This is a genomic window from Macrococcus sp. GL_134, assembly GCF_057834705.1.
Map to the genome: position 1 here is coordinate 1,946,470 of NZ_CM174409.1, position 23,008 is coordinate 1,969,477.

The window sequence follows — 23,008 nt, forward strand, 5'->3', positions numbered from 1 at the left end:
TTGTGGTAACCTGCTTGCAGAATGTTTTTTATCGTTCATGAAATAAATATACCCTCACAATAGTGAGGGTAAACATTTTTAATCGAACAATACACTGACCGATTCTTGTTCATAGACTCTGATGATTGCTTGAGCTAGTAATTCACCGACTGACAGCTGTTTGATTTTTGCCGGTTTCTGTTCTTCAGTAAGAACGATGGAGTTTGTCACGACAAGTTCTTTAATCGCGGAGTTTTCAATTCTTTCATAAGCAGGTCCTGATAATACTGGATGAGTACAGCAAGCATAGACTTCTTTTGCACCTTTATCAATCAGTGCCTGTGCTGCCAAAGTAATAGTCCCTGCTGTATCGATGATGTCGTCAATGATGATTGCTGTTTTACCGTTAATATCACCGACGATGTTCATCACTTCTGCCACATTAGGCTTCGGACGGCGTTTATCGATGATCGCAATCGGTGATTTTAGACGGTCTGCCATTTTACGTGCACGCGTCACACCACCATGGTCCGGAGAGACCACAACTGTTTCAGTCAGATCAATGTCATCTCGTTCAAGGAAGTAATCTGAAAGAATTGGTACCCCCATTAAATGATCAATCGGAATATTGAAGAATCCTTGAATCTGCGGTGCATGAAGATCTAATGCGATGACGCGGTCTGCACCAGCTTTTTCAATCATATCAGCAACAAGTTTCGCTGTGATAGGTTCACGACTTCTTGCTTTACGGTCTTGGCGTGCATAACCGTAATACGGCATCACCACATTGATTGTCGCTGCAGACGCACGCTTTAAAGCATCAATCATAATTAATAATTCCATTAAGTGTTCATTGACTGGATTAGACGTCGGTTGAACGATAAAGACGTCACAGCCGCGGATACTTTCTTCGATGTTGATTTGAACTTCCCCGTCACTGAAACTTTTGACACTACATTTCCCTAATGGAATTCCGATATAACGTGCAATTTCTTCTGCAAGTGGCTGGTTACCGTTTAACGAGAAAATCTTTAGCTTTGAATTTTTGTATTCACTGTTTGACATTGTATTAACTCCCATCGTAGTCCTGCTCATTATTTTTTGTAATATCCTTCTTTAGTTGTCTGACGCGCACGGGCAAGTGCCAGACTTGATTCCGGTACATCATCTGTTATCGTCGATCCTGCAGCAATGAAGGAATCATCACCGATTGTCACTGGGGCCACTAAGTTTGAATTGCATCCGATAAATGCATCTTTACCGATGGTTGTTTTGAACTTATTCTTACCGTCGTAGTTGACTGTAATTGTACCACATCCTATATTCGTACGCGCACCAATGACAGCATCTCCGATATAGCTCAAATGTGATACTTTTGCCTCATCATCCAGTCTTGCTTTTTTGATTTCCACAAAATTACCGATTTTCGCAGCTTTTCCTATATCACTGCCTGGTCTCAGCTGAGCATATGGTCCAACAGCTGTATCTTCACCCACGACTGATTCAGTAACGACTGATTGTTTAATATGCGCTCTGTCACCGATTGTACTATCAGTGATTTCACAGTTGGCACTAATCATGACATCTTCACCGATGACTGTCTTACCTGAAAGTACAGTGCCGGGATAGATGACAGTATCTGCTCCAATTACTACATCTGCGCCGATGTAAGTCGTTTCAGGATCAATTAATGTCACACCATTCATCATATGTCCGCAGTTAATACGACGTCTCATCAATCGTTCTGCTTTTGCCAGGTTCACGCGATCATTGACACCCAATGTTTCGTCAAAGTCTTCAGTCGTATAGGCTTCCACCTTTTCACCGTCCGCCTGCAGCAACTGGATGACGTCCGGCAGATAATACTCACCTTGTGCATTGTCATTATTAACTTGAGCAAGCTTGTCAAACAAAGCTGCGTTATCAAAACAGAATGTTCCTGAACTGATTTCAGAAACCAGTTTCTCTTCAAGAGACGCATCTTTTTCCTCAACAATTTTTACGACGTTGTTATGCTCATCACGTATAATGCGCCCGTATCCAAATGGATGCCGCGTCACTGCTGAGAGAATAGTCGCTTTCGCCCCGCTATTTTCGTGATGCGTAATAAAATTATTGATTGTTTCTTCAGAAATCAACGGAGTGTCTCCACAAATGATGACTGTTGTCCCAGTCGATTCACCTAGATGTTCTTTCGCCATCGATACCGCATGGGCCGTTCCCATCTGTTCTTGCTGCATGCTGAATTTAGATTCTCCAGCCAGCACATTCTTCACCTGCTCAGCGCCGTGTCCGACAATAGTTACGACTTCTGTAACACCCGCACTGCGGACGTTATCAAGTACATGTTTCACCATCGGCTTGCCGCAGACAGGATGCAGTACTTTGTATAGTTTTGACTTCATACGTGTACCTTTGCCAGCAGCCAGGATGATTGCTTGTCTATTCATAAAAGAGCGCCTCCATCATTCACTTTACCTCTATTATAATTTAATAGACGTACGAGTTTCAAGAGGTATCAGTAGTTGACACGTTGTAATCCACTCAGCACACTATTTTTAAAACAAAAAAACATCACTTTTTCAAGTGATGTTTTTGTCATTAAGGTCTTAAATCTTCAGAAACAGTCGTTTCGGAATCTGACTCAACTAAGTCCGGTACTTCTTCGCTTGTTGCTGCATGAGACTGATCAAATGTCTGAATAGGGTCATCGTCAGTAGCTGCCGGCTGTCTACTTTCAACTTCTGCCTCATCATATACTTTCATGACTGCTTGTTGAATTTCCTGACGCATCTCACTGTTAATAGGATGCGCGATATCACGAAATTCTCCATCCGGCGTCCGTTTGCTCGGCATCGCAACAAATAATCCTGAATTGCCTTCAATGACTCGTAAATCATGAATTACAAAAGCTTCGTCTAGCGTGATAGATACTAATGCTTTCATCCGGCCATCTGCGTCTATTTTCCTTAATCTCACGTCTGTAACTTTCACTTCAGTAAGCCCCCTATCTGTATGTAAAACCATCAATATCGCTTAATGGATTAGAGCTACTGCCTCAATTTCAACTTTAACGTCTTTTGGTAGACGGCTGACTTCTACACAACTTCTTGCTGGAAGATGCTCTGTAAAAAACGTGCCATATGCTTCATTGATGATCGGGAAGTCATTCATGTCACTAATAAATATAGTGGTTTTGACAACTGAATCCAGTGATGCACCACTATCTTTAAGAACAGCTTGAAGATTGATGAGAACTTGTTCTGTCTGTTCACGTACATCTTCACTAACAATTTCGCCTTCTAATGTCAAAGGAATCTGGCCGCTGGTATATACCATATTGTTCACAACGACTGCATGGCAATATGGTCCAATGGCTTCAGGTGCATGTTCAGAAAATACTCTCTTCATGTTGATATCTCCTTTATTCAAAACGTTCCAGGCAATTGCCCTTTTCTACTGTGAATGACTGATTATATTCATCTACATCTGATAACTTTACTAAGGAAGTATAATCTTCTATTAAGCGATGTTTGACCTCTTTCGATTCTACAAGTACTGATACCCCGATTACTTTTGCTTTAAACTCGCTCATCAAATTCATGACTCCTGTAATAGAACCACCGGCACGCATGAAATCATCAACAATTAAGACATTGGAATCTTCCGGCAATGTTCGTTTTGATAGTACCATCGTTTCGATTTTTCTTGATGAGCCAGAAACATAGTTGATAGACACTGTTGAGCCTTCAGTGACTTTGTTATCTTTACGGATAACAACTACCGGAACATTCATAATATTAGCTACCGCATTGGCCAGCGAGATTCCTTTTGTAGCAATCGTCACTACAGCGTCTACTTGCTGATTCATGTACATCGTTGCGATCAGTTCACCCACTTGGCCGAGAAGTCTTGGATTACCGACTAAATCTGACATGAATAAGTAGCCGCCTGGCAGCAGACGTTCTTTTTCCTCGAGCATGTCACATAAATAATCAATCAGCTGCTCTGCTTCTCTTTTGTACATCTTCGGCATAAAAGTGACACCGCCGCTTGCGCCAGCTGTCGTCGTAACGATACCAATCTCTTCTTTTTGGAAAGTCTCCTTGATGATTTGAATATCCTCACTGATGGATGACTTCGCCTGTTCAAATTTCTGGACGAAGTAAGTCAGCGGCACCAGCTCATTAGGATGACTCAGTAAATAACTTGTCATATAGACAATACGTTCACTTCTTTTAAATTTCATATAAAGCCCTCATTTACGCATATTATATATATAATATATCATAAATGTTCGGTTTTACAATATTAACCGAGCAACCTCACCATATAAACTTCTTTACAGCAGCCTTTTAGTGCATTGACGACACTCTTCGCCTGACGTTCCTTGCTCATCAAACCGTATACGGTCGGTCCGCTGCCACTCATCAGGGCAGCATCAGCACCACCTTTCAGCATCGTTTCTTTCAGTGTTTTGATGACCGGGTGCATCTCAGTCGTTACTTTTTCAAGGTCATTACCGAGACTGTTGGTCAATAACTGATAATCGCCTGTTTCAATTGCTTTGATACATTGCTGAGTCGGTATATCATCAGCCTGATCATCGAGCGTTAACGCACCGTATACATCAGCTGTCGATACACTGATATCCGGCTTTGCTAAAACGACCCAGGACGCCGGTGGTTTAGGGAGGTGTGTCAGCTGTTCACCGCGCCCTTTGCATAGTGCGGTCTTACCATAAACACAAAACGAAATGTCCGAACCAATTTCAGCTGCAAGGCTGCTCAGTGTTTCAAGTGACAGGTTCAAGTTAAAGAGACGATTCATCCCGCGGAACGTTGCCGCTGCATCACTGGATCCTCCAGCAAGTCCTGCAGCAATCGGAATGGCCTTATCCAATGTAATAGTCACACCCTGACTGATATCATAGCGGTCCATCATTAGTTTTGCTGCTTTGTAAGCGAGATTTCTATGGTCATTCGGTACATACGTATGCTCAATTTTCAGTACGATGCGCTGATCTTTCCGCTTTTCAAAAGAGAGACGGTCATTCAGATCAACGGTCGTCATAATCATTTCAACTTCATGATAGCCATCGTCTCGTTTATACAACGTATCGAGCGTTAAATTTATTTTTGCCGGTGCATTTTCATAAATCATTAGTTATCCTCACTTAAAAATTATTAGTACAAGTTTATCATAATTTGTAAAGTGCCGGTATAATGATTTGTCACAAAGAAAAAGCACAGCCCGTTAGGACTGTGCTGAATTGCTTGGATTATTGAACAAGAAACTCTTCTTGATTTTCATTCACAAAAGTGACCTGGACATTTTCAGTCAATACATCAGTGTATGTATAAGACACACGCTCAAAATTATGTTTATCCTGATCAAGTTCTACAATAAATACTGATGGATAAGTTTCTTTGAGTACACCACTGCGCTCAATCAACTTTTTACGGCCTCCATTAGCTCTAAGTACAATACGATTTCCTAACTGACAATCAAGAATTTTTTTGATGTCTATTAATGTTTTTGGCATATTGACCCACCTCGCTATAGTTGAAATTATAGCATTTTTATGGTATTTTGTCAAATAAATTTTCAATTTTATCAACTACATCAAGCGTTGTCAACATATTTATATCGAAAGATTGGAAAAATCATTAAAATTATTTGATAATTCTGCAAATTCTTCAAGAGATAAGCTTTCACCGCGGCGTGACGGCGCAATATGTGACTGCTCAAGCCAGCTGATAATTTCTTCTTTATGTTCTTTACTGTTTTGTATCAATGACATGTAATTATTTAAGATTGTTTTACGTCGCTGCACAAAAGCACCACGTGTCAACTTAAAGAACAGTGACTCATCGTGGACTGTCACAGCAGGCTGATCACGTACAGTCAGTTTGACAACTAATGAATCGACATTCGGCGGCGGCATAAAGACACCTTTAGGGACGACCATGACTTTTTCGACAGTCGTATAATATTGTGCAGCAATAGACAGTGAGCCGTAGCTCTTTGTTGAAGGAGCAGCACTTAATCGTTCACCCACTTCTTTTTGCATCATCACAACATAGCTTGTAATCGGGAGATGCTTCTCAAGCAGCCCCATTAATATCGGTGTTGTAATATAGTACGGCAGATTAGCGACTACCATAATGTCTTCGCAGTCTGACAGATGTTCCTCTATGGCCGATTTAACATCTGCTTTCAATATATCCTCATTGATGATGGTAATGTTATCATAGGCACTGAGACTATCATCCAGAACAGGAATCAGCCGCTGGTCAATTTCAAAAGCAAGCACGCGTTTGGCGTGTTTTGCCAGCTGTTCTGTCAACGAACCCATGCCCGGCCCAATTTCAATGACACCTGATTGTTCTGAGACACCGCTCGCTGTAATGATATTGTTGATGACATTCGTATCGATCAAAAAGTTCTGTCCGAGACTTTTCTTAAAAGAAAAACCATGTTTATTAAGCAGCATTTTCGTGCGGGCAGGTGTTGCAATATCTTTGTGTTCCATATTATCCTCCATGTTTCAAAGCTGCAATGACATCTTCCTCAGTCACACCGAACGCATTTAAACGGTGGAACAGCTGCTTACCGTTACAGTATCCCAGTTTTAGATGATTGCACACTTTGCTTCGTCGTTCTCTGGCGCCCGGCCCCATAATCAGTCCAAGGTCTACGAGCAGTTCTTTTGAGACTGTCTCTACATCACTGTCAAATGGTGTACTGACGTTAGTCAGCGCGTCACGTATCGCGTCCAGCGGTGCATGTTCGATGCCGATTTTACCGCGTTTACTGCGGGCCACTTGAGCATCGACGAACGCCTGCTTGGCAGATGGTACACGCTTTTCAATGATTGTTCTGATTTTATTTCCCGGGTAATCGGGATCAGTGAGAATAATCACTCCCCGCTTCTCAGCAGCATGTTCAATTGCCTGTAACGTAGTTTCGTTAATAGCAGAACCATTTGTTTCAATCGTATCGCAGTCGACCGCCTGCTTGACCCGGACTGTATCGTCCTTCCCTTCAACGATTACAATTTCATTTATCTTCATTATTATCACCTGCGCTATTATACCACAAATGTCGGCATTCTTCTCTTACAATCATGCGGTGAGACAACAAATAAAAAACGGCCTGCCTTTTAAAGGCAGACCTTTTTGATGATTTTATTTGAGGTTGAATAAGCGCTCAGCATTAGCCGTTGTCGCCGCCGCAAGTTCTTCGTATGTGATTCCTCTAAGTTCTGCAATCTGCTCTGCCACGAGTCTGACATAAGCTGGTTCGTTACGCTTACCTCGATAAGGATGCGGCGTTAAATACGGTGCATCTGTCTCAACGATTAATTTATCGAGTGGAACATGGACTGCTACTTCTTTTGGCTGCTTAGCATTTTTAAATGTTACGGGTCCTCCCAATGAAATAATGAAGTTCAATTTCAATACTTCATCACATATTTCAGGAGAACTACTGAAACTATGCATGACCCCGCCGACTTCAGCAGCATTTTCTGATTTCAGGATGTCTACTACATCTTGTGTCGCTTCGCGGTTATGGATGACAATCGGCAGTTTGAGCTCCTTAGCAAGCGCAATCTGACGTTTAAAGACTTCTTTTTGTATCTCTTTCGGTGATTTGTCCCAGTGATAATCAAGCCCTATTTCACCGATTGCAACGATTTTAGGATGCTGTGCAAGTTCCTTAATCCACGCATAATAGTCATCTGTGAAATCAATCGCATCAACTGGATGCCAGCCGATCACACCATAGACAAAGTCGTATTCATCAATCAGCGTCATCGTCCGCTTAATCGTCTTCTCATCAAATCCGACGACCATCATTCGATCAACACCCGCTGCCTGTGCCCGTTCAATCACTTCATTTAGATCTTCATCGTATTGCTCTGCATTTAAATGAACATGTGTATCAATTAACATTGAATCACCCCTATTTGACGATTGAACCATTATCAATACTGCTCGGTACGCTTACAAGTGTCAACTGACCGTCCTTCTCTGCTGATAGAACCATACCTTCTGACAGTTCACCGCGTAAATTGACCGGTTTCAAATTAGTAACCACGATGACTTTTTTGCCGATGAGATCTTCAGGTTTATAGTATTCTGCGATACCGGAAACAATCTGACGCTTCTCGTTCCCTAAATCCACTTGGATCTTCAGTAATTTCTTCGCTTTCTTCACATGGTCTGCATCAATAATAGTCGCTACTTTGAGTTCTACTTGATCAAAAACGTCAATCGTAATCTCTTCTTTTCCTTGTTCCACAGGTTCCTCAGCAGGTGGCTGCATCGTACTCTTGATGAACGCCACTTCTTTCTCTGCTTCAAGACGCGGGAATATCGGTGCAGGGGTTGAGGTCACTTCACTCGCCTCTAGTTGTCCGAACGTATCAAGACTGCTGTACTCCTGCAGTGCGCTATCTGTCAAATTCATCTGTTCGAAGATTTTGTACGGTGCTTTTGTCAGGAAAGGACGAAGTAATACAGCGGCAAAACGGATGCTTTCAAGCAGGTGATACATGACACTCTCAAGCAGCTCTTTCTGGCTGTCATCTTTGGCAAGAAGCCATGGCGTTGTTTCATCGATATATTTATTAGTACGGCTGATGAGCTTCCATACTTCCTGCAGTGCAACAGAGAACTGCAGTGCTTCCATTGCTTCGTCGTAACGCTTTTTCGTTTCAACAGCAAGTGTTTCAAGTTCAGCATCTTTCTCATGCAGCTGCCCTTTGTAACCTGTAAGTTTTCCGTCAAAATATTTATTGATCATTGCAATTGTACGGTTCACTAAGTTACCTAAATCATTTGCCAGATCAAAGTTAGTGCGGTCAATGAACGCTTCAGGTGTAAATACGCCGTCAGAACCAAATGGTAACTCTCTCATTAAATAATAACGGACTGCATCCAGGCCGTAGCGGTCAATTAAAATATGAGGGTCTACTACATTTCCTTTAGACTTACTCATCTTACCATCCTTCATCAATATCCAGCCATGTGCAAATACTTTTTTAGGCAGAGGTAAATCAAGTGCCATCAATAGAACCGGCCAGATAATGGTGTGGAAACGAACAATCTCTTTCGCCATAATATGTACATCTGCCGGCCAGTACTTTCTGAATAATTCATCGTCATCAGACAAGTAACCGAGTGCTGAGATGTAGTTAGTCAGTGCATCAATCCATACATAGACTACATGCTTCGGATTGGACGGTACTTTAATTCCCCAGTCGAATGATGTACGTGACACAGCAAGATCTTCCAGTCCAGGCTTAATGAAGTTATTCAGCATTTCATTTTTTCTTGACACAGGCTGAATGAAGTCTGGATGATCTTCATAATACTGTACAAGGCGGTCAGCATATTTACTTAACTTGAAGAAATAACTCTCTTCTTTAACCAGCTCAACTGGATGGCCGGAATCCGGGCTTTTTCCGCCGACAATCTTATCGCCTTCAAAGATAGGATCAACGAGCTGCGTTTCTGTATAATAAGTTTCATCCGGAACTGAATACCATCCTTCGTACTCACCAAGATAAATATCATCCTGCTCCAGTAAACGTTCAAATATTTTTTCTACGACTACTTTATGACGCTCTTCAGTCGTACGGATAAAATCATCATTGGAAATCTCTAATTTTGTCCATAGCGCTTGAATATCCTCGATAATCTCATTCAAATATTCGATCTCAGGCTTACCTGCTGCCTGTGCCTTCTCCTGAATCTTCTGACCGTGTTCATCTGTACCTGTCAAATATCTGACGTCATATCCCTGCAGGCGCTTGTAACGGGCAATCGTATCTGCTGCAACAGTGGAATAGGCATGTCCAATATGCAGCTTACCGCTTGGATAATAGATCGGTGTCGTCACGTAAAAAGTCTTGTTTGTCATCGTAGTCCTCCTCAATTGTTCTATCACTTAAATATACAGAAAAAAGGCATGGATTTCAATATCCTTTAAATGTAAATTCGACAAATCTAATATTAAACTATCATTATAAAATATTACACTATCTTTACAAAACTTAATATACAAACAAACTTATTGACATTGTATATTTATGGTAGTATATTCTAACTATGTCAAATGTCGAATTTGTCTATTGATATGTCGAATTAGAAAATATTACTAACTATTTTGGAGGATAAATGTTATGAAATCAACAGGTATTGTAAGAAAAGTTGATGAATTGGGACGTGTTGTAATTCCGATTGAATTACGTCGTATCTTAGACATCGCTGAAAAAGATGCATTAGAGATTTACACTGATTCAGATAAAATTATTTTAAAGAAATATAAACCAAGCATGACTTGTGCAGTCACTGGTGACGTTTCTGAAGATAACTACTTATTAGCAGGCGGCAAACTTGTTCTTAGCAAAGAAGGCGCTGAACAGTTAATCAAAGAAATTGAAGAAAAAGAAAAAGCAGCAAAATAATATATCAAGCCCTGGCGCAAGAGCGCCGGGGCTTTAATCATCTATATGAAAACTATCATAGACTTCTCTTTTTTTCAGTCCTCGCTCAACAGCTACTTGTTTGATCGCCTCTTTTGATGACTGTCCTTCGCTGATATAGTGATTCACGTGGTCATTCAGTGATAAATCACCCCACCACTGCTCCACATGAACTTCGTACTGACCATCAATGACAATGACGAACTCACCTTTTAACGGGATGTCATGCTCAATTTTAGCCAGCAGGTCCTTGACTGGTGCTGTTACAACCTGCTCAAACCGCTTCGTCAACTCTCTTGCAAGTGCTACACGCCGCTCCGCATCTATTTTCGCAATAGTGGTCAATGTATCTTTCACACGGTAAGGAGATTCATATAGCAGAATAGAATGCGGCTGCTGCATTAATTCCTCAAGCTTAGCATGTTTGTCAGATTCCTTACGCGGCAGAAATCCATTGAACAGAAAAGAATAAGAAGATAATCCGCTCGTCATCAACGCGGTTAATGCGGCGTTCGGCCCGGGCACTGTGACAACAGTTAAGCCGGCATCTCTGACAGCGTTGACCAGTTCATAGCCGGGGTCACTGATGAGCGGAAGCCCTGCATCTGAAACGAGAGCTACAGACTTCCTTTCTCTAAGCATCGCTACAAGTACTTCTGTCATCTTGTCCTTATTATGTTCATGATAACTTTTAAGTGGTGTCTTAATCTCATAATGATGCGTCAATCTACCCGTTACCCGTGTATCTTCACAAGCAATGACATCTACTTCCTGCAGTATACGAACCGCTCGGAAAGTCATATCTTCAAGGTTGCCGATGGGTGTTCCCACTAGATAAAGTGTACTCATGTGCTGCCTCCTTGATCATTTGCAATTTTTGTTGTCTAGTCAGCTGCTTAATCGCATATTCGCGCTGCATCGCTGCTGACTTCGACGTATGACGTTCTGAATAGACCCGGCTGACGGGACGTCTCGTTCTAGTATATTTTGCACCTTTCCCTGAGTTGTGCATTGTCAAGCGCTTATCGAGGTCTGTTGTGTACCCTGTATACAATGTACCGTCACTGCATGTTAATATATAGATATAATGATCAGCCATAATATACCTCTTTCATTTCGGGCGAATATACACCGGAATTATCATATATATAGAACGGCGGCATTACTTTACAGTCCGGTTTACCGCCTTTGATCCCTTCAATGACAACGGTGACAGCGGCCGGTTTATCAGGCTTTGAATAAATCTGCCACAGTTTCTTCGGCTCAATGTCTGCCGCACGCATAGAGACCAGGCAGTCGACGAGACGATCCGCACGATGAACGAGATAGAGTTTGCCACCCTGCTTCAGTAGATGGCGTGCTGCGTGTGTACAGTCATCGAGTGTACACATCACTTCATGACGCGCAATTTGATGTGCTTCTTTCAGATGCCGGAATGACTGGTTTGCACGGAAGTACGGCGGATTACAAGTGACAATATCATATTGACTCGGAATAAATCGCGTCGACTCCTTTAAATCCATCTCATATACAGTGATGCGGTCAGACAGGCCGTTACGTTCAACGGTCCGCCTTGCCATATCTGCCAGCTGCGGCTGTATTTCGACTGCATCGATCGTATAGTTTGAGCCGTGACTAAGAAGGAGCGGTATAATACCGTTTCCTGAACAGAGGTCCATGACGCGGCCTTTGTTGAGTTTAGGCGTGAAATGACCAAGGAGCAGTGCATCGGTCGAGAATGAAAATACCGCATCATTCTGGATGATTTGTAAGTTTTCTTTTATCAATTGGTCTAAACGTTCGTTCTCTTTAAGCATATGTTCCTCCAAGAAAAAAAGGCATTGCTGCCCCTTTAATCCGAATCCAGTAAGCTGAGGCAGAACATGCAGTCACCACCGCCGCGGTGCTTACCGAACAGTTCACCTCTGCATATATGGAACCCTTCAGCATAGAGCATCGCAAGGTTATCCTTACTTTGAAGCGACTTCATTTTCTTAGGCTGATTCTTCTGTGACTGAATCATCCGCTGCATGTTGTCCCGCTCCAGCTTCAACGCTACATTCTCTTCGACAAGATCGACAGTCTGCTGTTTCAATTCAACAAACCCTTGCTGAAGCATATCCATCTGCTGTTCCAGTTCCATAATTTTGTTCAATAAATCGTCTCGATTCACATTATCATTCCTTAAGCATTGATTTCATCGATATGATATTCAAGCGGCTGTTCCATCCCCTGAATTTTCACCTGCATCGTCACATCAAGAATATTGAGGGCGATGACTTTTCCTGGTCCTTCGGGTGTGTCAATTTTATCACCAATGTCAGGGAGTTTCTTTCTTGTTTCTTCATAGTAATCATTCTCATATTTCAGACAGCACATCAATCTGCCGCATGCACCGGATATTTTTGAGGGGTTGAGTGATAAATTTTGATCTTTAGCCATCTTAATTGAAACAGGTTCGAAATCTCCTAAATAAGTCGAACAGCACAAGCTGCGCCCACACGGGCCGATACCACCAAGTATCTTCGCTTCATCTCTGACACCTATTTGACGCAGTTCAATACGTGTTTTCAGTTCATATGCCAGACTCTTAACCAGCTCTCTGAAGTCTATCCGTTCATTCGCTGTAAAGTTAAATATAATTTTACCTTTATCAAGCGTATAGACAGCATTGACTAAATACATTTCGAGCTGATGCTTTTTTACCAGTGCTTTGCAGCGTTTCAATGCTGCATCCGCTTCCTGCATGTTCGATTCATACTTCAGCATATCCTGCTGTGTCGCACGACGTTTAATAGCAGGTACAGGCAGAACGACGTCTGTTTCCTCGACCTGTCGATTACCGATGACGACACGAGCCAGTTCCTGCCCTCGTTTCGATTCAACGACTACGTAATCATTTAATTGATAAGTCTCCCCATTAGGTACGAAATATTCTGTTTTATCTGCTCTGTGATATTTAATACCGATGATTTCTATCACTTATTTCACCTCTTTTGCGATTTGAATCGCTATATGTTCAAACACCAGCATTGGGCTGACGTACTGTAATAAGTTTCTTTTGCCGAGCAGGACGACATCAATCCACTTAACGCATTCGGACAATGATCTATGGCGTGCCAATGTTTCCAGTTTCGGCTGATGGTCCGGAAAACTCAAATGATGATTGTTCAGTTTGATATATATCATATCCTGAAAATACAGCTGGAGCATGTCGAGTGCCAGCAACTGTTGTTCGCGGTCTGATACAATCTGCAGCAGGTCGACAATTTGGACGAGCCCCATCGTGCTGTCAGTCATCATCATATCTGCCCATTTTAACATGGCTGTGCGCAGTTGCGTGAACTCTTTTTCTTCCATCCAGTCATTTGCTTCTTCCTCACCAAATGACAATGCGACCAATGTGGCAGCCTGAGCTTCGCTAATTCCGCCGTTTATCAACGCTGTACGGAGTGTATCATCCGATGGTGCAGACACAGAAATATGCTGGCATCTCGAATGGATAGTCGGCAGAATTTCGCCCGATTTAGTCGTCAAGAGCAAAGCGACCGTATTCGGCGGCGGCTCTTCAAGAAATTTCAGAATAGAATTCTCACCTTGTACCGTCACTTTATCGAAATCAACGATAACATATACTTTATAATCGCCCTCCACCGGCTTCTGATTCATCCGGTGCAGCAGTTCTTCAATCATTTCCTTCTTAATCGACTGCTCATCTGTCTCCAGCCAGTAGAAATCTGAGTGGTTATGACTGAATACGCGGGAACGTGCTGTGTCATCTGCCGCTAATATATGAGCCGCAAACTGGATAGCTTCTTCTTTCAGGGCCGTACGCTGAGTGCCTTCCATCAAATAAGCATGTGATAATTTATTGGCTGTTACTAATTGCTGGAGTTGTCTGTTCATAAGTCCTCCGTTATATTGAAAAAGCTGCATAGCTGCAGCTCGTTAAAATTGATGAAATTGTTCAATCGGCATAACAAAAACAGTTGCTCCGCCAACTTCTACTTCCACTGGATAAGGAATATAATTATCCACGTTACCACTCATTGGTGTTACCGGAGAAACTAGCTGATCACGGTTGCGGCAAGTGTTATTGATTAACGATAACAGCTCCTGGACACGCTCGTCTTCAACACCTGTCAGAAAAGTTGTATTTCCTGCACGTAAAAATCCACCTGTTGTTGCAAGTTTCGTCGTTCTGAAATCATGCTTTGTTAACTGACTCATTAAATTCTGGCTGTCCTGGTCCTGGACAATTGCAATAACCATTTTCATAGTAAACACCTCAGTCACATTATAACATAACTATTTTAATTTTTTGATGATGATATTATAGACCGTTTCAATCACTTCTTCAAGGGCTTGCGAAGCATCGACTACATGAATGCGGTCCGGGTAATCTTCCGCTAGTTGATCATAGCCGGCACAGACGCGCTTGTGAAATTCAAGCGTCTCTTTATCCAGACGGTTAGTTTCCCGTGCGTTATCAGCAATCCTGCTGAGACCGACTTCAGCGTCAACACGCAGGTAAAGTGTCAAATCTGGATAATGAGATTCTATAGCAAAGTCATTGATTGTTAAAATATCTTCTTTACCGATTCCACGGGCATATCCTTGGTAAGCAAGGGAGCTGTCAATAAACCGGTCGCATAGCACTAATTTCCCTGCAGCAAGCGCCGGCAGTACTTTTTCAACTAGATGCTGTCTTCTGCTTGCAGCGAACAGCAGTGCCTCTGTGCGGTAATCCATATCATTTTGATCATGCAGCAGTAATTCTCGAATAGCCTCGCTAATTTTTATACCGCCTGGCTCACGTGTGGTGACAATCTCGCAGCGTTCACTAAGCCGTTCAGCAACTGCTGACATAACCGTCGATTTACCGGATCCCTCCGGCCCTTCAAATGTGATAAACAAACTCATACTATCCCTCACTCAACTATCGTTATCTTCCCATCAATCATACCATGAATACGAATCCCCTGGCCTATGTATTTTTGAAGTACTGTGACATGACCTTCAGTCAATCTTTCTCCAGCTACAACGAAAGGAATACCAGGAGGATACGGTATCAGTGACTGCGCCGTGTAATAGCCGATACCTTCTACGAGAGATACAATGCGTTCCTCACCTTCCACAGGATTGAAATATCCAGGAGAAGTAGGGAGTGTATTTTTTGCTTGAATCATATTATTAGCTGGTATATCGGTCACATCCGTTTTTTTAATTGCTGTCAGCAGTCTATCCATCGGAAAATGGTCTCCTTCATGCCATAACGGCAGCACTAACAGTACTTCAGATAACGTGGCAAGTTCGGTATAGATGAACTGTTTCTCTAGAAGAGTCTGGAGTGCTGTTCCTGAATAACCATCTTTTCTAATCATCAATTTAAGAGGGTCATCCATCTCCACTACGTCAACTTGATGGCTTAACTGTTGTATGAGTATACTGCGCTTCTGCCAGAAATTCGCTGCATCATAATTGACGTAAAACGCATGCGCCTGTTCCAAGCTTGATAATACAAGGTAGGATGGACTGGACGTCTGAAGAAACGATAAATAGCGACGTATGTTATTTTTCAGCGATGCTTGATGGTGAATGTGAATCACTGAACCCATCGTCAGTGCAGGAAGTGTTTTGTGATACGACTGAACAACATAATCCGCTCCGTAATGAATCGAAGAAACAGGAAAATCGGCAGCAATATCAAAATGTGCCCCGTGCGCTTCATCAACGAGTACTTCAATGTCACAATCATGAAAGAATTCAATAGCTGCCTTGATGTCATACGTCTCACCAAAGTAATTAGGATAGGTCAGTACAGCAAGTGTGACCTCTTCCAGATCTTTTTTATTAATCATAGAAAAATCTATACCTGCATATTGCTGTGACACTGTTGATACAGTTGTCGGTAGAATATAAGCCTTTAAGCCGGCCATAGTCAAACCATTGAAAACAGATTTGTGTACATTTCGCATCACTGCAACTGATGAGGATTTGACGCTTTGCAGAACTGATAATAGTCCAGTTGTCGTTCCATTGACTAAATAACGGGATTGATAGTCTGAATGTCTCGTCAATAATCGTTCACTATCAGCTATGATTGTTTCAGCATGATGATAGTCATCAAGTCCAGTAATTTCAGTCATATCATAAGAAAGCTTTATATCAAGATTGCCGATCGTACCATTATGGTGCCCAGGTACATGAAGTGAAATGGCACGACTTGCATAGTAATTGAGCTGAGTGGTAATAGGATTCATAACATCATCCTCCCTTAAGAAAGTAGTTTTAGTATACCAGATGATAAGGTTGTGATTCCTGTATTCTCAAGGCAGAAGAACGCAAAAAAAAGAGACCTGAACGGTCTCGAGTGCGGCTCATCGCATCATATTTCTGCCCGGCAACGTCCTACTCTCACGGGACGTCAGTCCAACTACCATCGGCGCTAGAGAGCTTAACTTCTGTGTTCGGTATGGGAACAGGTGTGACCTCTCTGCCATCGTCACCAGACAGACGGGGAATATACCCTCAAAACTAGATAGGCATGAAGAAGAGATTCAACCGGCAATGCCGATAATCTATAAAATTGATTAAGTCTTCGATCGATTAGTATTCGTCAGCTCCACACATCACTGTGCTTCCACCTCGAACCTATTGACCTCATCATCTTTGAGGGATCTTATAACCGAAGTTGGGAAATCTCATCTTGAGGGGGGCTTCATGCTTAGATGCTTTCAGCACTTATCCCGTCCATACATAGCTACCCAGCTATGCCGCTGGCGCGACAACTGGTACACCAGAGGTATGTCCATCCCGGTCCTCTCGTACTAAGGACAGCTCCTCTCAAATTTCCTACGCCCACGACGGATAGGGACCGAACTGTCTCACGACGTTCTGAACCCAGCTCGCGTACCGCTTTAATGGGCGAACAGCCCAACCCTTGGGACCGACTACAGCCCCAGGATGCGATGAGCCGACATCGAGGTGCCAAACCTCCCCGTCGATGTGAACTCTTGGGGGAGATAAGCCTGTTATCCCCGGGGTAGCTTTTATCCGTTGAGCGATGGCCCTTCCATGCGGAACCACCGGATCACTAAGTCCGTCTTTCGACCCTGCTCGACTTGTAGGTCTCGCAGTCAAGCTCCCTTGTGCCTTTACACTCTGCGAATGATTTCCAACCATTCTGAGGGAACCTTTGAGCGCCTCCGTTACTCTTTAGGAGGCGACCGCCCCAGTCAAACTGCCCGCCTGACACTGTCTCCCACCACGATAAGTGGTGCGGGTTAGAAAGTCAACACAGCCAGGGTAGTATCCCACCAGCGCCTCCACGTAAGCTGGCGCTCACGCTTCAAAGGCTCCTACCTATCCTGTACAAGCTGTGCCGAATTTCAATATCAGGCTGCAGTAAAGCTCCACGGGGTCTTTCCGTCCTGTCGCGGGTAACCTGCATCTTCACAGGTACTATGATTTCACCGAGTCTCTCGTTGAGACAGTGCCCAAATCGTTACGCCTTTCGTGCGGGTCGGAACTTACCCGACAAGGAATTTCGCTACCTTAGGACCGTTATAGTTACGGCCGCCGTTTACTGGGGCTTCAATTCGTAGCTTCGCAGATGCTAACCACTCCTTTTAACCTTCCAGCACCGGGCAGGCGTCAGCCCCTATACGTCACCTTACGGTTTTGCAGAGACCTGTGTTTTTGATAAACAGTCGCTTGGGCCTATTCACTGCGGCTCTTCAGGGCTTGCACCCTAAAAAGCACCCCTTCTCCCGAAGTTACGGGGTCATTTTGCCGAGTTCCTTAACGAGAGTTCGCTCGCTCACCTTAGAATTCTCATCTTGACTACCTGTGTCGGTTTGCGGTACGGGCACCTAATTTCTAACTAGAGGCTTTTCTTGGCAGTGTGAAATCAACGACTTCGCTACTATAATTTCGCTCCCCGTCACATCTCAACCTTGATGAGCACCGGATTTGCCTGATGCTCAGTCTTGATGCTTGGACGTACATAACCAACAGTACGATCGCCTATCCTTCTGCGTCCCCCCATCGTTCAAACAATCTTAGGTGGTACAGGAATATCTACCTGTTATCCATCGCCTACGCCTGTCGGCCTCGGCTTAGGTCCCGACTAACCCAGAGCGGACGAGCCTTCCTCTGGAAACCTTAGTCAATCGGTGGACGGGATTCTCACCCGTCTTTCGCTACTCACTCCGGCATTCTCACTTCCAAGCGCTCCACATGTCCTTGCGGTCATGCTTCGACGCCCTTGGAACGCTCTCCTACCATTGTCCGTAAGGACAATCCACAGCTTCGGTAATATGTTTAGCCCCGGTACATTTTCGGCGCAGCGTCACTCGACTAGTGAGCTATTACGCACTCTTTAAATGATGGCTGCTTCTAAGCCAACATCCTAGTTGTCTGGGCAACGCCACATCCTTTTCCACTTAACATATATTTTGGGACCTTAGCTGGTGGTCTGGGCTGTTTCCCTCTCGACTACGGACCTTATCACCCGCAGTCTGACTCCCGCATTAAATTATCTGGCATTCGGAGTTTGTCTGAATTCGGTAACCCGAGGGGGGCCCCTAGTCCAAACAGTGCTCTACCTCCAGTAATCATCATGCGAGGCTAGCCCTAAAGCTATTTCGGAGAGAACCAGCTATCTCCAGGTTCGATTGGAATTTCTCCGCTACCCACACCTCATCCGCTCACTTTTCAACGTAAGTCGGTTCGGTCCTCCATTCAGTGTTACCTGAACTTCAACCTGGACATGGGTAGATCACCTGGTTTCGGGTCTACGACCTGATACTCATTCGCCCTGTTCAGACTCGCTTTCGCTGCGGCTCCGCATTCACTGCTTAACCTTGCATCAAATCGTAACTCGCCGGATCATTCTACAAAAGGCACGCCATCACCCATTAACGGGCTCTGACTACTTGTAAGCACACGGTTTCAGGTTCTATTTCACTCCCCTTCCGGGGTGCTTTTCACCTTTCCCTCACGGTACTGGTTCACTATCGGTCACTAGAGAGTATTTAGCCTTGGGAGATGGTCCTCCCGGATTCCGACGGAATTCCACGTGTTCCGCCGTACTCAGGATCCACTCAGGAGGGGACAGTTTTTCGACTACAGGACCTTTACCTTCTCTGGTTGATTGTTCCAAAATCATTCGTCTAAACTGTTCCTTTGTAACTCCGTATTGAGTGTCCTACAACCCCAGAGTGCAAGCACTCTGGTTTGGGCTCTTCCCGTTTCGCTCGCCGCTACTCAGGGAATCGAGTTTTCTTTCTCTTCCTCCGGGTACTTAGATGTTTCAGTTCTCCGGGTGTGCCTTCTCATATGCTATGTATTCACATATGGATAACATGACATGACTCATGCTGGGTTTCCCCATTCGGAAATCTCTGGATCAAAGCTTACTTACAGCTCCCCAGAGCATATCGTCGTTAGTAACGTCCTTCATCGGCTTCTAGTGCCAAGGCATCCACCGTGCGCCCTTAATAACTTAATCTGTTATTAATAATGTGATGTCTGCATGAATGCAGACGCGCGATTTCAAGAATTCATAAAATGAACTCACTCGGTATTGCTTGGTAAAATCTTTTTCTTCTTCATTGCTTATCTAGTTTTCAAGGTACATTCTGAATGTATAAACATTCAAAACTGAATACAATATGTCAGCGTCAATTCCGAAGGAATCTCATGGATTCCTTTTCCGTATAATCCTTAGAAAGGAGGTGATCCAGCCGCACCTTCCGATACGGCTACCTTGTTACGACTTCACCCCAATCATCTGTCCCACCTTCGACGGCTAGCTCCTAAAAGGTTACTCCACCGGCTTCGGGTGTTACAAACTCTCGTGGTGTGACGGGCGGTGTGTACAAGACCCGGGAACGTATTCACCGTAGCATGCTGATCTACGATTACTAGCGATTCCAGCTTCATGTAGTCGAGTTGCAGACTACAATCCGAACTGAGAATGGTTTTATGGGATTTGCTTGACCTCGCGGTTTTGCTGCCCTTTGTACCATCCATTGTAGCACGTGTGTAGCCCAAATCATAAGGGGCATGATGATTTGACGTCATCCCCACCTTCCTCCGGTTTGTCACCGGCAGTCTCTCTAGAGTGCCCAACTGAATGATGGCAACTAAAGATAAGGGTTGCGCTCGTTGCGGGACTTAACCCAACATCTCACGACACGAGCTGACGACAACCATGCACCACCTGTCACTCTGTCCCCCGAAGGGGAACGCTCTGTCTCCAGAGTTGTCAGAGGATGTCAAGATTTGGTAAGGTTCTTCGCGTTGCTTCGAATTAAACCACATGCTCCACCGCTTGTGCGGGTCCCCGTCAATTCCTTTGAGTTTCAGTCTTGCGACCGTACTCCCCAGGCGGAGTGCTTAATGCGTTAGCTGCAGCACTGAGGGGCGGAAACCCCCCAACACTTAGCACTCATCGTTTACGGCGTGGACTACCAGGGTATCTAATCCTGTTTGATCCCCACGCTTTCGCACCTCAGCGTCAGTTACAGACCAGAGAGCCGCCTTCGCCACTGGTGTTCCTCCATATCTCTGCGCATTTCACCGCTACACATGGAATTCCACTCTCCTCTTCTGCACTCAAGTCTCCCAGTTTCCAATGACCCTCCCCGGTTGAGCCGGGGGCTTTCACATCAGACTTAAGAGACCGCCTACGCGCGCTTTACGCCCAATAATTCCGGATAACGCTTGCCACCTACGTATTACCGCGGCTGCTGGCACGTAGTTAGCCGTGGCTTTCTGGTAAGGTACCGTCAAGGTACGTTCAGTTACTAACGTACTTGTTCTTCCCTTACAACAGAGTTTTACGATCCGAAAACCTTCTTCACTCACGCGGCGTTGCTCCGTCAGACTTTCGTCCATTGCGGAAGATTCCCTACTGCTGCCTCCCGTAGGAGTCTGGGCCGTGTCTCAGTCCCAGTGTGGCCGATCACCCTCTCAGGTCGGCTACGCATCGTCGCCTTGGTGAGCCGTTACCTCACCAACTAGCTAATGCGCCGCGGGTCCATCTATAAGTGACAGCCGAAACCGTCTTTCACTGTTTCACCATGAGGTGAAACATATTATCCGGTATTAGCTCCGGTTTCCCGAAGTTATCCCAGTCTTATAGGTAGGTTACCCACGTGTTACTCACCCGTCCGCCGCTGACTTCAGAGGTGCAAGCACCTCGTCTGTCCGCTCGACTTGCATGTATTAGGCACGCCGCCAGCGTTCATCCTGAGCCAGGATCAAACTCTCCATAATAGTTTGTTTGATAAAAGCTCTTTGATTGGTTGAGCCAATCACTCTTCAGCAAGTACTTAAAGTACTCAAATTATTGGAATTAACGTTGACATATTGTCATTCAGTTTTCAATGTTCATTTTTCGTCTCACAAGATTTAACTATACACTCTTTCATTTTGAAAGTCAACTCTTTTTTAAAAGTTTTTTTAAAATCAAGTGGTTCATGTATTGTTATATCTCTGCCGGACAAGATTTAATTATACTCTTATGCAAAGTACAAGTCAACTCTTTTTTTGAAATCTTTTTTCGAGTTATTGTTATCTCTGCCGGACAAGATATAACTATACAGGCTTGCAAGCTGTTCTACAAGCATAAAATTTACACTTTCAGCAATTAGTTTGAAAGTCTTAAATCAGCTATTTTAGCTAGAGCATTTTCTGCATCCTTATAACCCATGTGATACATCCCATCGAGTTTCACTTTATCTTTCTCCAGGCGATCTACTTTTAAATCGGCTGAAGGACGAATGACAACAACATTTCCCTCTTCTTCCTGTTGATTGACATAATATAATGTTTCATTATATCGAGCAGGTCGTCTGCGCATCGCTTCATCCACTTTGGGATAGCCTTTCACTTTGAACCACTTTGCTAGACGTCCTGATTTTTTGACATAGCCTTTCGGGCGTGTCAGCACGACCACATTTTTTGCTATTCCATCTGCCTGCGCTTTTCGAAGCGGAATAGGATCTGTAACGCCGCCATCAAGTAATTTCTTACCTTCGTAATCAACAATAGGTGCCATGAACGGAAGAGAACTCGAGGCACGAAGTATCTTCAATAAATCTTTCGTTAAATAGGTTTTATCAAAGTATTCTGTCTCTCCTGTTTCACAGTTGGTACAGGCAACTACGTATTCTCCTTCATATAGTAGGAAGTTTTCCATGTTAAATGGCACGAGCTTATTCGGTATCTCTTCAAAAATAAAATCCATACCGAACATTTCCCGGTTCTTCACGAAATTCTTCATAGATAAATAGCGCTGATCATTTAAAAAGTCCAGACTGACTTGTCTATTGCGCCCGCGCTGCATAGATAAATAAGAAGCAGCCATATTAGCTCCTGCTGAAACACCGATAATATAGTCAAAATGAATACCTTTATCTAAAAATAAATCGAGGACGCCTGCGGTATAGATTCCGCGCATACCTCCTCCTTCTAACACCAATCCTATTTTATCCATTCTCTCACTCCTTCAGCTATTCCATA

The 23,008-nt window shown here is 43.8% G+C and carries 22 protein-coding genes and 3 rRNA genes; 1 reads left to right on the forward strand and 24 read right to left on the reverse strand.

All coding sequences use genetic code 11. The features are described from left to right. Nucleotides 1–78: 78 nt before the first annotated feature. The 11 genes from AC3IPL_RS10315 to metG all read right to left on the reverse strand — a co-directional run bounded on the left by AC3IPL_RS10315 (nucleotide 79) and on the right by metG (nucleotide 9,909). On the reverse strand, nucleotides 79–1,044 hold the full coding sequence (locus tag AC3IPL_RS10315) for a ribose-phosphate diphosphokinase (RefSeq protein WP_489240956.1): 966 nt from the start codon (nucleotides 1,042–1,044) through the stop codon (nucleotides 79–81). 29 nt (nucleotides 1,045–1,073) lie between these two features. Then, the gene (gene glmU, locus AC3IPL_RS10320) at nucleotides 1,074–2,429 is read right to left on the reverse strand and encodes a bifunctional UDP-N-acetylglucosamine diphosphorylase/glucosamine-1-phosphate N-acetyltransferase GlmU (protein WP_489240957.1); all 1,356 of its coding nucleotides are present in this window, start codon (nucleotides 2,427–2,429) and stop codon (nucleotides 1,074–1,076) included. Nucleotides 2,430–2,580: 151 nt separating this feature from the next. Next, nucleotides 2,581–2,973, reverse strand: coding sequence for a septation regulator SpoVG (spoVG, locus tag AC3IPL_RS10325; protein ID WP_489240958.1), 393 nt, complete (start codon nucleotides 2,971–2,973; stop codon nucleotides 2,581–2,583). 42 nt (nucleotides 2,974–3,015) lie between these two features. Next, nucleotides 3,016–3,390 carry a RidA family protein gene (locus AC3IPL_RS10330; protein WP_489240959.1) on the reverse strand — a complete coding sequence of 125 codons (375 nt, stop codon included), beginning with the start codon at nucleotides 3,388–3,390 and terminating at the stop codon, nucleotides 3,016–3,018. 13 nt (nucleotides 3,391–3,403) lie between these two features. Then, nucleotides 3,404–4,228 (reverse strand): pur operon repressor, encoded by an 825-nt coding sequence (gene purR, locus AC3IPL_RS10335; RefSeq protein ID WP_489240960.1) that lies wholly within the window; start codon nucleotides 4,226–4,228, stop codon nucleotides 3,404–3,406. Nucleotides 4,229–4,290: 62 nt separating this feature from the next. Next, entirely contained in the window at nucleotides 4,291–5,142 is an 852-nt protein-coding gene (gene ispE, locus AC3IPL_RS10340; protein WP_489240961.1) for a 4-(cytidine 5'-diphospho)-2-C-methyl-D-erythritol kinase, read from the reverse strand. A 118-nt stretch (nucleotides 5,143–5,260) separates the two neighbouring features. Then, nucleotides 5,261–5,524, reverse strand: coding sequence for a biofilm formation stimulator Veg (gene veg / locus AC3IPL_RS10345; RefSeq protein ID WP_133444403.1), 264 nt, complete (start codon nucleotides 5,522–5,524; stop codon nucleotides 5,261–5,263). A 99-nt stretch (nucleotides 5,525–5,623) separates the two neighbouring features. Then, nucleotides 5,624–6,514 (reverse strand): 16S rRNA (adenine(1518)-N(6)/adenine(1519)-N(6))-dimethyltransferase RsmA, encoded by an 891-nt coding sequence (gene rsmA, locus AC3IPL_RS10350; protein ID WP_489240962.1) that lies wholly within the window; start codon nucleotides 6,512–6,514, stop codon nucleotides 5,624–5,626. 1 nt (nucleotide 6,515) lies between these two features. Then, nucleotides 6,516–7,055, reverse strand: a complete 540-nt coding sequence (gene rnmV / locus AC3IPL_RS10355; protein ID WP_489240963.1) for a ribonuclease M5 — start codon at nucleotides 7,053–7,055, stop codon at nucleotides 6,516–6,518. A gap of 114 nt (nucleotides 7,056–7,169) precedes the next feature. Then, a complete protein-coding gene (locus tag AC3IPL_RS10360) occupies nucleotides 7,170–7,937 on the reverse strand; it encodes a TatD family hydrolase (protein ID WP_489240964.1) in 768 nt (255 codons plus the stop codon). Between the two features lie 10 nt (nucleotides 7,938–7,947). Next, complete coding sequence (gene metG, locus AC3IPL_RS10365) at nucleotides 7,948–9,909, reverse strand: methionine--tRNA ligase (RefSeq protein WP_489240965.1); 1,962 nt, start codon at nucleotides 9,907–9,909, stop codon at nucleotides 7,948–7,950. 262 nt (nucleotides 9,910–10,171) lie between these two features. On the opposite strand from metG, the gene abrB reads away from it, so the two are divergent. Next, the gene (gene abrB, locus AC3IPL_RS10370) at nucleotides 10,172–10,456 is read left to right on the forward strand and encodes a transition state genes transcriptional regulator AbrB (protein WP_346869235.1); all 285 of its coding nucleotides are present in this window, start codon (nucleotides 10,172–10,174) and stop codon (nucleotides 10,454–10,456) included. 33 nt (nucleotides 10,457–10,489) lie between these two features. Here the strand turns inward: abrB and rsmI are convergent, their stop codons facing one another. From rsmI to AC3IPL_RS10435, 13 genes are all read right to left on the reverse strand, one after another. After that, the gene (gene rsmI / locus AC3IPL_RS10375) at nucleotides 10,490–11,323 is read right to left on the reverse strand and encodes a 16S rRNA (cytidine(1402)-2'-O)-methyltransferase (RefSeq protein WP_489240966.1); all 834 of its coding nucleotides are present in this window, start codon (nucleotides 11,321–11,323) and stop codon (nucleotides 10,490–10,492) included. After that, nucleotides 11,280–11,573 (reverse strand): GIY-YIG nuclease family protein, encoded by a 294-nt coding sequence (locus tag AC3IPL_RS10380; RefSeq protein WP_346869237.1) that lies wholly within the window; start codon nucleotides 11,571–11,573, stop codon nucleotides 11,280–11,282. Before AC3IPL_RS10380 ends, rsmI begins: the two co-directional genes overlap by 44 nt. Next, a complete protein-coding gene (locus AC3IPL_RS10385) occupies nucleotides 11,566–12,291 on the reverse strand; it encodes a tRNA1(Val) (adenine(37)-N6)-methyltransferase (protein WP_489240967.1) in 726 nt (241 codons plus the stop codon). The genes AC3IPL_RS10380 and AC3IPL_RS10385 overlap by 8 nt, the downstream gene beginning before the upstream one ends. A gap of 35 nt (nucleotides 12,292–12,326) precedes the next feature. Continuing rightward, entirely contained in the window at nucleotides 12,327–12,647 is a 321-nt protein-coding gene (gene yabA, locus AC3IPL_RS10390; RefSeq protein ID WP_489240968.1) for a DNA replication initiation control protein YabA, read from the reverse strand. An 11-nt stretch (nucleotides 12,648–12,658) separates the two neighbouring features. Beyond that, nucleotides 12,659–13,456, reverse strand: coding sequence for a PSP1 domain-containing protein (locus AC3IPL_RS10395; RefSeq protein ID WP_346869240.1), 798 nt, complete (start codon nucleotides 13,454–13,456; stop codon nucleotides 12,659–12,661). Beyond that, nucleotides 13,457–14,380, reverse strand: coding sequence for a hypothetical protein (locus AC3IPL_RS10400; RefSeq protein ID WP_346869241.1), 924 nt, complete (start codon nucleotides 14,378–14,380; stop codon nucleotides 13,457–13,459). A gap of 42 nt (nucleotides 14,381–14,422) precedes the next feature. After that, a complete protein-coding gene (locus AC3IPL_RS10405) occupies nucleotides 14,423–14,752 on the reverse strand; it encodes a cyclic di-AMP receptor DarA (RefSeq protein WP_149459921.1) in 330 nt (109 codons plus the stop codon). Between the two features lie 30 nt (nucleotides 14,753–14,782). Beyond that, nucleotides 14,783–15,397 (reverse strand): dTMP kinase, encoded by a 615-nt coding sequence (gene tmk, locus AC3IPL_RS10410; protein ID WP_346869242.1) that lies wholly within the window; start codon nucleotides 15,395–15,397, stop codon nucleotides 14,783–14,785. A gap of 8 nt (nucleotides 15,398–15,405) precedes the next feature. Then, nucleotides 15,406–16,737 carry an Orn/Lys/Arg family decarboxylase gene (locus AC3IPL_RS10415; protein WP_489240969.1) on the reverse strand — a complete coding sequence of 444 codons (1,332 nt, stop codon included), beginning with the start codon at nucleotides 16,735–16,737 and terminating at the stop codon, nucleotides 15,406–15,408. Nucleotides 16,738–16,872: 135 nt separating this feature from the next. Beyond that, nucleotides 16,873–16,987: ribosomal RNA gene (gene rrf / locus AC3IPL_RS10420) — 5S ribosomal RNA — on the reverse strand. Nucleotides 16,988–17,063: 76 nt separating this feature from the next. After that, nucleotides 17,064–19,988: ribosomal RNA gene (locus AC3IPL_RS10425) — 23S ribosomal RNA — on the reverse strand. Between the two features lie 219 nt (nucleotides 19,989–20,207). Continuing rightward, a 16S ribosomal RNA gene (locus tag AC3IPL_RS10430) occupies nucleotides 20,208–21,760 on the reverse strand. Together the 16S, 23S and 5S rRNA genes form the textbook arrangement of a ribosomal RNA operon. 373 nt (nucleotides 21,761–22,133) lie before the next feature. Beyond that, complete coding sequence (locus AC3IPL_RS10435; protein WP_489240970.1) at nucleotides 22,134–22,982, reverse strand: patatin-like phospholipase family protein; 849 nt, start codon at nucleotides 22,980–22,982, stop codon at nucleotides 22,134–22,136. Between the last annotated feature and the right edge of the window lie 26 nt (nucleotides 22,983–23,008).